Annotated in this window: 5 protein-coding genes and 1 pseudogene; 1 reads left to right on the forward strand and 5 read right to left on the reverse strand. The window is 58.0% G+C overall.

Translation table 11 applies throughout. The annotated features are described in order from the left end of the window. Positions 1-492: 492 nt before the first annotated feature. On the reverse strand, positions 493-663 hold the full coding sequence (locus NKJ76_RS32175; protein WP_023673960.1) for a DUF1515 family protein: 171 nt from the start codon (positions 661-663) through the stop codon (positions 493-495). A gap of 320 nt (positions 664-983) precedes the next feature. Between NKJ76_RS32175 and NKJ76_RS32180 the strand changes: the two genes are divergently transcribed. Beyond that, entirely contained in the window at positions 984-1,256 is a 273-nt protein-coding gene (locus NKJ76_RS32180) for a hypothetical protein (protein ID WP_023690703.1), read from the forward strand. Positions 1,257-1,902: 646 nt separating this feature from the next. Here the strand turns inward: NKJ76_RS32180 and NKJ76_RS32185 are convergent. The 4 genes and pseudogenes from NKJ76_RS32185 to NKJ76_RS32200 form a co-directional block, all read right to left on the reverse strand. Continuing rightward, on the reverse strand, positions 1,903-2,271 hold the full coding sequence (locus NKJ76_RS32185; protein WP_245261975.1) for a VanZ family protein: 369 nt from the start codon (positions 2,269-2,271) through the stop codon (positions 1,903-1,905). Between the two features lie 703 nt (positions 2,272-2,974). After that, positions 2,975-3,220 carry a hypothetical protein gene (locus tag NKJ76_RS32190; protein ID WP_023673947.1) on the reverse strand — a complete coding sequence of 82 codons (246 nt, stop codon included), beginning with the start codon at positions 3,218-3,220 and terminating at the stop codon, positions 2,975-2,977. Positions 3,221-3,883: 663 nt separating this feature from the next. Further along, on the reverse strand, positions 3,884-4,264 hold the full coding sequence (locus NKJ76_RS32195) for a hypothetical protein (protein ID WP_023690706.1): 381 nt from the start codon (positions 4,262-4,264) through the stop codon (positions 3,884-3,886). Positions 4,265-4,645: 381 nt separating this feature from the next. Next, a pseudogene (locus NKJ76_RS32200) lies at positions 4,646-4,907 on the reverse strand (TadE/TadG family type IV pilus assembly protein); the annotation flags it as partial.

Below are 4,907 nucleotides of genomic sequence, written 5' to 3' on the forward strand. Positions count from 1 at the left end.
TGTGAGTTCGTGAACTGGAGTCTGTCATAGCTCCCTCTCCCTATTGGGGCGGAAGCATGTTGATCGCTCACAGCCGACGGACGCCCTTAGAGTTGCCGTCGATAGCACACTGTATGCCTGCGGGCCGCGGATGTCCCATTTATTAACAACTGCGTTGATCAGCGCGAGCCAAGCTTTGGCGCGCCCGCGCTAAGACGGCATTCAGATACTCCAGGAATTCGTCATCGCTTTTCGTTGACAAGCCGACTTGTCGAGCGCGAGTCACAATGCGCTCCTGGAGTGAAACCGCTGTCTCATAGTGGTCCACGATCATCTGAAATGAAGCGCTCACTGGGGCGGATTCAAAGAGCTGTGCCATTGTGGCAATGTAGTTCCAAGATGATGAGAGTCGATGCGGCCGCTGCTTTGCGTAACAATCGTACAATGTGCTCAAGAATGTGCGGTTACCGGATCTAGACGGCCTATCCGGAGGTGGTGTGGAATTCTGCTGACTTAGCAGCACGGATAGAACTCGTGATCCGCCACGCAGCACGCGCCAGATAGGACCAATAGGGCGTAACTAGCGACGCGAGCGCCGCCGCTGCGATGCAGTGAGCCGAATGCGCCGAGGCCCATCAACTTCCACCGGGTCACCTCGGCAGTGGCCGCCTTCACCCCGGTCATGTCTTCGCTGAGCGATTCACCGCGTCTTCAGCCTTGGCAAAACGCTGCACCAGCTTGTCGGTCTTGGCGTACATCTTCGATCGGCTGGCGGCTGGGCGCTGCTCGGATTGCTCGTAAGAGAGCGCGGCTCAAGCATCGCTGTCGTTTAATGTCGCGCCGGATCTCGGTTGCGTCTCGCTGAACGCCCTCCATGGACGCCCTTCATCGTGGGTCCACCAGGGCTTTCTTGTTGTCTGAATAGCCGCCTTCGTGCGCGAGCACCTTGGCAGGCGCTTTCTTTTCGCGCGAAATTGCCATCGTTTTCAAGCGGGAGGGTCGGGATGCAGATTTTCGATGACATCGAGGCGCTGCTGGATGCGGGTGAAGCCTCGACGGCACTTAAGGAAGTGCGGGCGCTGGTGCATCAATTTGGGCGCGGGTCCAGTGTCTTGGCGGGCGCGATCGACGACCTCATTATTGACCTGTCGACGCTATCATTCGTCGCCGATGCTTACGGAGGCCGCATCGCAGAGGCGGCGCGCATGTTGGCCCGAAAAAGACTATTGAAAATCAAGTTGCTCGCACCTCGTCAAAGCGTTGAAGTGGTCAGCTAGAGATTGGTGGTCGCTACGAAAAACGTGTAGACCTGCTCGGTGCTCCGACGCATCGAAACCTCTCGCCATCATCGGTTCCGTGCGGACGAAAGAGCCGCCTGACCCTGCGACCAGATGAAAGCTTGGACTTGCGGCAGACCGCAAGCAGTTGGAGCTTGAATTGCCGACACACTCTCAGGAACCGTTGCCGGGATCGCACTCCATTGGTCGTCGGCCCAGATCCGGCGCGCCTCGCTTAAGGTGCCGGTCGAATATGGCCAGCTTCTCTTCGTAGCCGATCCGCACTCTGGACCTGCAACTATCGCATTTGAAACCGGCAATCGTTTTCAGCCAGGATCCCCTTCTCACCATAGGGCGTGAACAGGAGGGGCATTGGAATTCTAAAGGTACGTCGCGCAGTTCATTTGATAGAGGCACTGTGCATGTTCTCCTCAGCGGCACGGCCACTGCAACAAAGTAGAAGGAGAAATGTTTCCGGATTCGGCCATTTGCGGGAAAGAATCGGACCTAAGTCTAAATGGTGAGCGGCCCTGAAACCCATCGGCCTTTGCGTCGGAAATTAAAAATAGCGAGGGTTCGAAGGCGGCCGCGGGCGTGAGGCTGGCAAGTGGGCCAAGACGGCGGCGGTAAGGCGGAGCTGTGGCGATCAAATAACCGGTTCGCCCAGAATCTCGTTCACCCAGCTCATGGTTCTCAGCCCGTATGCCATTCCGGCGCAGTCGGCAAACCAGTCGAAGACACTCATGTCACGCCCTGTGACGCTTTGAAGGATTTCGATCGCTGCGCCCGTAAAAGCAAGTAGAACCGCCAGCCGGACCACCTGTTGGGGCCAGCCGAGGCTACCCAAAGCCGACAAGGTGGCGAACGCGGCGGCGTGGTTGAGCTTGTCGTGATGAGACGTAAAGGCCAACGCGTGCAGCAAGTGGTCTGGCAATAGCGCGAGCAACAGGACGACCGCCAACGTGGAGAGAAAGGCAGCCCTTGCCATGCTCTGATAAAAGCTCGACTGCGGCAATCTATCCGCAGCACTCCCGGTTCCTAGTTCTCGCTTCCGATACTGGCGCACTAGGCAGAGCTCCAACCTGCATCTGAGCTACGAGCGCGAACAACTGGCATGCTTAACAGGCCTCCTGATGTCATCAGGAAGTTCCATGAAACAGCCTATGTCACTCTGGATGGTTCCATAGGGCGCTGCGAATGTCGCCCTCCATTGTGATGAGGCCGAGGGTTTCCTGCCGAAAAGGCGCGGCGGAATAGGCGAGCCATTGGTACCGCTTGCGCCCAGGTGCGATGCGTATCGTGCTGGGCGGGAGCGGAACTCTTTCCAGCCTTGGCCCAGCTGTGCAGCCGGGCCGACGCCCTTCTGAATTCAATTATCGCCGGCGTCGCGGCTAAAAGACGAAACCGCTGTTTAGTCTGGTCATCCCTGCCTTGGTGATCTCGCCTCTACATATTCCAATCCTAGACGCTAGGCCAGCAGCGGCCACTCGCGGCTGTCCATCAACAATCCCAAACATCAGGTCGCGGTTATATACAAAAAAGCCGGCCACCTTTCGGCAGCCGGCCAGTGCAAACAAGGAAGGGAACGTTGCACTGATGGGGCAGTGCACCGTCCGAAGCGTTTCCAGGCGACAATGTTCCACCGATGAGAGAACAAAGAAGGCTTCACCGCCAGCGCACATTCCCCTTAGCTGCGCTGTATTGCCAGCGGCTAGTCTCTAAAGGCCTTTAACCAGCCACGGATCGGTGTCGTATCCGAGGCGCGGCTTTTCCGGCGTTCCATCGGCCGGCAATTTGGCGGTTCCGGTCGGCCTGCAGTCCAGTTCGAGCACCTGCTTCTTGGCAGAGTGCTTCGTAGAGCAAAGGTCCGTGGCGTCACTCACCACCACCTTCTTCTCCTTGGCTATAGCGACACCAGTCCCAGCGATCACGATCGCCGCGCAAAACACAGCTACTCTCATCATACTCCCCACCGTTGCTCCTCCCCAAAAATGCTGAGCATGACGTTACGGCACATTTAAATTAGCGCAAGCGAATATTAGCTTGACTAGTCCCCTTCACATCGGCTCTGGTCGCCTCCCCTTGCTGCTGCGCCTTGCGAAACCGGCAGCGCGATATGCTAGAATGGGCGCATGCCTGCTCATGACCGGGCGGCCGCTGTTAACGACTTGAGCTTGACATGGCAGAAGGCTGCAGCCGTCAAGTTTCCCAAGTCGTCGTGGCGATGAACGATCGCGTCGAGGATCGCTTACCAAGCGGCGTTTACTAAGTTCCGCTGGTGCAGCCCTGCGCGAACACCATAACCACGTGATGACAAATCAGCCATGTGTGTGGCGCGGCGGGCTTGTTCCGCTTGTGGCCGGCGCCTACCCACCCGGGTTCCCCAACCATGGCGTCGGCCATTTTCGTTCTCTCAGCGATTATAGGCCTTTGCTATCGGCCTATGTGTTGGCCTTGGATGGCGAGATCGCGGTTAGATCGCCTCGTTCGTTTGGATGTTTCGCTGGCGTTGGCAGGAGGCGCATATGTTCGCCAGCCGGCGGATACCACACCGCCCCACCGGTCAGGCCCAGCGCGTCCGCTGCAAAGTCCCCGCAGACCGCTGCTGGGCCGCTGGCGGGCAGCGGCTACTTGCTGACGATCCAATCCACCAAGCCAGTTTCGATCAGCTCGCACCCAGTGAAATCGCGCACCAGGGCCTTGGCTAAATCGCGCCATTGACACTCAGGCGTACCCGTTTCCCCTACTAGGGCTCGGAATGCACATCGGAGAACGTCGGCTTGAAAGGCGGAGACGGCAACAGTAGACGGGTCGGCATCTTCCCAGCCTAGCGCCACGTCGCGACGACGTTGACCAAGGCGCTTCAGAAGCTCGCGTGAGGCTCGGATGGCCCTGCGCGATTGATCCATGTCCCGGCGAAATGTGGCGGGTTCCGCCATGGACTTCTGGCGCATCAGCAAGGTGGCCGTAGTGGCCGCTCGAGCGATATCTATGGGCGTTGCAACCATCGCAGCCTCCCAGAAAAGGCAATGGCAAACGACACATTAATAAGCTCGCCGAAACTCTCTCCGCAATGAAAAGAGTTGTACGAATTTTACCAACCCGCACCCTTTCAGTGATGCCGGGCCGCTGCTGTCCTCGCTCTTGTTCTGTCATCGTAATGAAGGACGACATCTCCGAGCACCCGTAGCACACCTGTTGCATGGAAAAAGCTGTAGGCGTTTATAGGTGCCCGGGCACTCCGCCATTTGTTTGCGTTGTGGAGCGGGACAAAGCAGGTTTCCTCACTCAGGCCGCCTACCGTGAAGCGGGGCACAAGCCCGACTTCGACGCATTGCCTTGGGAAGCTGAATACAGGGCCGCCAACTCAACGAAAGCCGGTCGTACGCCTAGCTAGCAACCAGAGGCACCGTGACGGTCGTGGCGTAATTTATCGGATACTGGTCGAAATACGGGAAAGCGATGACGAAGGCATAGCTCGCGGTCAGATGCGCCATCTTGAAGCCGCCGCTGGCAGGGTCGATCGCGATCGTCACAATGACGTTCTGCAGACCCAGGTTCACCAATTTCTGCGTGGCGATGGCCTGGATGTCGCTCTGCGAAAGCGTGTTGTTCAGCTGCAGCGCCCGAGAAGAGGTTTCCAGTGTATAG

It is taken from the genome of Mesorhizobium sp. M0029 (assembly GCF_040323735.1).
Lineage (GTDB): Bacteria > Pseudomonadota > Alphaproteobacteria > Rhizobiales > Rhizobiaceae > Mesorhizobium.